The 4,996-nt window shown below is 66.6% G+C and carries 4 protein-coding genes and 1 pseudogene; all 5 read left to right on the top strand.

All coding sequences use genetic code 11. From position 1 onward, the window contains the following. Positions 1 to 206 (top strand): annotated as a pseudogene (locus G6027_RS00830) (TetR/AcrR family transcriptional regulator); the annotation flags it as partial. A gap of 199 nt (positions 207 to 405) precedes the next feature. Next, the gene (gene rpsL / locus G6027_RS00835; protein ID WP_017838186.1) at positions 406 to 777 is read left to right on the top strand and encodes a 30S ribosomal protein S12; all 372 of its coding nucleotides are present in this window, start codon (positions 406 to 408) and stop codon (positions 775 to 777) included. Then, entirely contained in the window at positions 777 to 1,247 is a 471-nt protein-coding gene (gene rpsG / locus G6027_RS00840; protein ID WP_179525929.1) for a 30S ribosomal protein S7, read from the top strand. The genes rpsL and rpsG overlap by 1 nt, the downstream gene beginning before the upstream one ends. Positions 1,248 to 1,446: 199 nt before the next feature. After that, a complete protein-coding gene (gene fusA / locus G6027_RS00845; RefSeq protein ID WP_182634549.1) occupies positions 1,447 to 3,558 on the top strand; it encodes an elongation factor G in 2,112 nt (703 codons plus the stop codon). Positions 3,559 to 3,733: 175 nt separating this feature from the next. Further along, on the top strand, positions 3,734 to 4,924 hold the full coding sequence (gene tuf / locus G6027_RS00850) for an elongation factor Tu (RefSeq protein ID WP_182634551.1): 1,191 nt from the start codon (positions 3,734 to 3,736) through the stop codon (positions 4,922 to 4,924). Positions 4,925 to 4,996 lie beyond the last annotated feature (72 nt).

Below are 4,996 nucleotides of genomic sequence, written 5' to 3' on the forward strand. Positions count from 1 at the left end.
TCGGGCACGACCCCGGCGACGTGCGGGTGCGCAGGCCCCTGCAGGCCACCCTGGACCTGGCCCGCGGGCTCGGGCTGGCGGACGTGCTCTCCGACGACTCGGCCCGGCGCGAGAAGGTGATCCGGTACTGGGCCGAGACCCTGGACCTGGTGCTCGCGCAGGTCCCGCAGGCGTCGGCCCGAGGGGCGGCCCCGGCCGCGTTTTGACCGATCCTCACGAGGGCGGTTAGGCTTGACCATCGTGCTCGCAGTACGCGAGCTGGAGGATCGTGCCCAGTAGGCCAGCGAGAGCGGCTGACGTGGTCGCCCGTGCGCCCGTCGGGGAGCGCGAGAGTCCGGATACGAGCAACGTCCCAGTGACCGGTGGTCGCCCCCGAGGAGGCCGCCAGCTAGAGAAAGTCGGTTCATGCCAACCATCAACCAGCTGGTCCGCAAGGGCCGCCAGGACAAGAAGTCCTCGACAGCGACGGCGGCCCTCAAGGGCTCGCCGCAGCGTCGCGGCGTGTGCACCCGTGTGTACACCACCACCCCCAAGAAGCCGAACTCCGCGCTCCGTAAGGTCGCCCGCGTGCGCCTCACCAGCGGCATCGAGGTCTCCGCCTACATCCCCGGTGAGGGCCACAACCTCCAGGAGCACTCGATGGTGCTCGTCCGTGGTGGTCGTGTGAAGGACCTCCCGGGTGTCCGTTACAAGATCATCCGCGGCTCCCTCGACACGCAGGGCGTGAAGGACCGCAAGCAGGCCCGCTCCCGCTACGGCGCCAAGAAGGAGAAGTAATGCCTCGTAAGGGTCCCGCCCCGAAGCGCCAGCTCATCAACGATCCGGTCTACGGCTCGCCGCTGGTCACGCAGCTCGTCAACAAGATCCTCCTCGACGGCAAGAAGACGACCGCCGAGCGCATCGTCTACTCGGCGCTGGAGATCTGCCGCGAGAAGACCGGTACCGATCCGGTCCTCACCCTCAAGAAGGCGCTCGACAACGTCAAGCCCGCCCTCGAGGTCCGCTCCCGCCGCGTCGGTGGCGCCACCTACCAGGTGCCCGTCGAGGTCCGCCCCGGGCGTTCCACGACCCTGGCCATGCGCTGGCTGGTGACCTTCTCCCGGCAGCGCCGCGAGAACAGCATGGTCGAGCGTCTCGCCAACGAGATCCTCGACGCCTCGAACGGTCTGGGTGCCGCGGTCAAGCGCCGCGAGGACACCCACAAGATGGCCGAGGCCAACCGGGCGTTCGCGCACTACCGCTGGTGATCCAGCCGGGCCCCGGAGCGGGGGGACGCCCACCGGGCGTCACCGCTCCGGGGCCCCCCGGCCGCCCCGAGGGTGGCATCATTGAACGAGGGTCGTCTCCCGCGCGAGCGAAGCGGGGCACGGCCCAGGACAACAGACCCGGTTCGGACGGTCCACACGACCGCCCGGGCCACCTAAGACTCACGATCGGGGACCATCCGTGGCACAGGACGTGCTGACCGACCTCAACAAGGTCCGCAACATCGGCATCATGGCGCACATCGACGCCGGTAAGACGACCGTCACCGAGCGCATCCTGTTCTACACGGGTGTCAACCGGAAGATCGGCGAGACGCACGACGGCGCCTCGACCACCGACTGGATGGAACAGGAGAAGGAGCGCGGCATCACCATCACGTCGGCCGCCGTCACCTGTTTCTGGGCCGACAACCAGATCAACATCATCGACACCCCGGGCCACGTCGACTTCACGGTCGAGGTCGAGCGGTCGCTGCGCGTCCTCGACGGCGCCGTCGCGGTCTTCGACGGCAAGGAGGGCGTGGAGCCCCAGTCGGAGCAGGTCTGGCGCCAGGCGGAGAAGTACGACGTCCCGCGCATCTGTTTTGTCAACAAGATGGACAAGATGGGCGCGGACTTCTACTACACCGTGCAGACCATCATCGACCGGCTCGGCGCGAAGCCGCTCGTCCTGCAGCTGCCCATCGGCGCGGAGGACGAGTTCGACGGGGTCATCGACCTCGTCGAGATGAAGGCCCTCGTCTGGCCCGGCGTCACGCCGATCGGCACCGAGGCCACGGTCCAGGAGATCCCCGAGGATCTCAAGGACAAGGCCGACGAGTACCGCGAGAAGCTCCTCGAGGCCGTCGCCGAGAGCGACGAGGCCCTCATGGAGAAGTACTTCGGCGGCGAGGAGCTGACGAAGGCCGAGATCCAGGCCGCGATCCGCAAGATGACGGTCAACGCCGAGATCTACCCGGTGCTGTGTGGTTCGGCGTACAAGAACAAGGGTGTCCAGCCCCTGCTCGACGCCGTCATCGCGTACCTGCCGAATCCGCTCGACGTCGGCTCGATCCACGGTCACGCCGTGGGCGACGAGGAGAAGGTCGTCAGCCGTCAGCCCTCCAAGGACGAGCCGTTCGCTGCACTGGCGTTCAAGATCGCCGTGCACCCGTTCTTCGGTGAGCTCACCTTCGTCCGCGTCTATTCGGGTCGTATCGACCCGAGCACGCAGGTCCAGAACGCGACCAAGGGCAAGAAGGAGCGCGTCGGCAAGCTCTTCCAGATGCACGCCAACAAGGAGATGCCCGTCGAGGAGGCCGTCGCCGGCCATATCTACGCGTTCATCGGCCTCAAGGACACCACCACGGGTGACACCCTGTGCGACCTGCAGAACCAGGTCATCCTCGAGTCGATGACGTTCCCGGCCCCGGTCATCGACGTCTCGATCGAGCCCAAGACCAAGGCCGACCAGGAGAAGCTCGGCACGGCCATCCAGAAGCTGGCGCGCGAGGACCCGACGTTCTCCGTCCGGCTGGACGACGAGACCGGTCAGACGGTCATCGGCGGCATGGGCGAGCTCCACCTGGACGTCTTGGTCGACCGGATGAAGCGCGAGTTCAAGGTCGAGGCCAACGTCGGCAAGCCGCAGGTCGCGTACCGCGAGACCATCAAGGGCACGGTCGAGAAGTACGACTACACCCACAAGAAGCAGACCGGTGGCTCCGGCCAGTTCGCCAAGGTCCAGATCCGGCTCGAGCCGCTCCCGCAGGAGCAGATCGAAGAGGGCGAGACCTACGAGTTCTCCGACAAGGTCACCGGTGGCCGGATCCCCAAGGAGTACATCCCCTCCGTGGACCACGGCATCAAGGACGCCATGCAGTACGGCGTCCTGGCCGGCTATCCGATGGTCAACGTCAAGGCCACGCTGATCGACGGCGCCTACCACGAGGTCGACTCCTCGGAGATGGCGTTCAAGGTCGCCGGGTCGATGGCGTTCAAGGAGGCCTCCCGTCGGTGTCAGCCGGTGATCCTCGAGCCGCTCATGGCGGTGGAGGTCATCACGCCGGAGGACTACATGGGCGACGTCATCGGCGACATCAACTCCCGCCGCGGCCAGATCCAGGCGATGGAGGAGCGCTCCGGCGCCCGCGTCGTCAAGGCCAACGTGCCGCTGTCCGAAATGTTCGGCTACGTCGGCGACCTCCGGTCGCGGACGCAGGGCCGGGCCAACTACTCGATGGTCTTCTCCCACTACGCCGAGGTTCCGGCGAGTGTGTCCAAGGAGATCATCGCCAAGGCGACCGGCGAGTAACCGGTACTGGTCCCGCCCGGCCGCGAGGTCGGGCGGGGCCGATGCCGGCGGCGCACGGTCGAACCTCCGGGTGGCCGCCGGTTCGTGCCCCCCACGGCACGATGAGTAAGATCAGATCCCACACAAAGCAGTGCCCACCTCGAGGTGGGGACAGACCAGTCCAGGAGGACACACAGTGGCGAAGGCGAAGTTCGAGCGGACCAAACCGCACGTTAACATCGGCACCATCGGTCACGTCGACCATGGCAAGACCACCACCACCGCGGCCATCACCAAGGTCCTGGCGGACACCTTCCCCGATCTCAACGACGCGTTCGCGTTCGACGAGATCGACAAGGCGCCGGAGGAGAAGGCTCGTGGTATCACGATCAACATCTCCCACGTCGAGTACCAGACGGAGAAGCGCCACTACGCGCACGTCGACGCCCCGGGTCACGCCGACTACATCAAGAACATGATCACGGGTGCCGCCCAGATGGACGGCGCGATCCTGGTCGTGGCCGCCACCGACGGCCCGATGCCGCAGACGCGTGAGCACGTGCTGCTCGCCCGTCAGGTCGGCGTCCCCTACATCCTCGTCGCCCTCAACAAGTGCGACATGGTCGACGACGAGGAGATCCTCGAGCTCGTCGAGATGGAGGTGCGTGAGCTCCTCGCCTCGCAGGAGTTCGACGAGGACGCCCCCGTCGTCCACATCTCGGCGCTCAAGGCGCTCGAGGGTGACGAGAAGTGGGTCCAGGCGATCCGCGACCTCATGCAGGCCTGCGACGAGTCCGTCCCGGACCCCGAGCGTGAGACGGAGAAGCCCTTCCTCATGCCCGTTGAGGACGTCTTCACGATCACCGGTCGTGGCACCGTCGTCACCGGTCGCATCGAGCGCGGCAAGATCAACGTGAACGAGGATGTCGAGCTCATCGGCATCAAGGAGAAGGCCACCAAGACCACCATCACGGGCATCGAGATGTTCCGTAAGCTCCTCGACTACGGCGAGGCCGGCGACAACGTCGGTCTGCTCGTGCGTGGCCTCAAGCGCGAGGAGGTCGAGCGCGGCCAGGTCGTCATCAAGCCGGGCGCGTACACCCCGCACACGAACTTCGAGGGCCAGGCGTACATCCTGTCCAAGGACGAGGGCGGCCGTCACACGCCGTTCTTCAACAACTACCGTCCGCAGTTCTACTTCCGCACCACGGACGTGACCGGCGTCGTGACCCTCCCCGAGGGCACCGAGATGGTCATGCCGGGCGACAACACCGAGATGAGCGTCGAGCTCATCCAGCCGGTCGCCATGGACGAGGGCCTGCGCTTCGCGATCCGTGAGGGTGGCCGCACCGTCGGCGCCGGTCAGGTCACCAAGATCATCAAGTGATCGACTGACCCATCGGGTCGGACGAGTAGTCCGGACCATATGAGGGAGGGGCGCCCCACCGCGAGGTGGGGC

The sequence above is a fragment of the Dietzia sp. SLG310A2-38A2 genome, assembly GCF_014145095.1.
Classification (GTDB): Bacteria; Actinomycetota; Actinomycetes; order Mycobacteriales; family Mycobacteriaceae; genus Dietzia.

What these genes read in the sequence shown, in the direction of transcription:
- rpsL (WP_017838186.1), top strand. Translation starts at nt 406, where the DNA reads ATGCCAACCATCAACCAGCTGGTCCGCAAGGGCCGCCAGGACAAGAAG.
- rpsG (WP_179525929.1), top strand. Translation starts at nt 777, where the DNA reads ATGCCTCGTAAGGGTCCCGCCCCGAAGCGCCAGCTCATCAACGATCCG.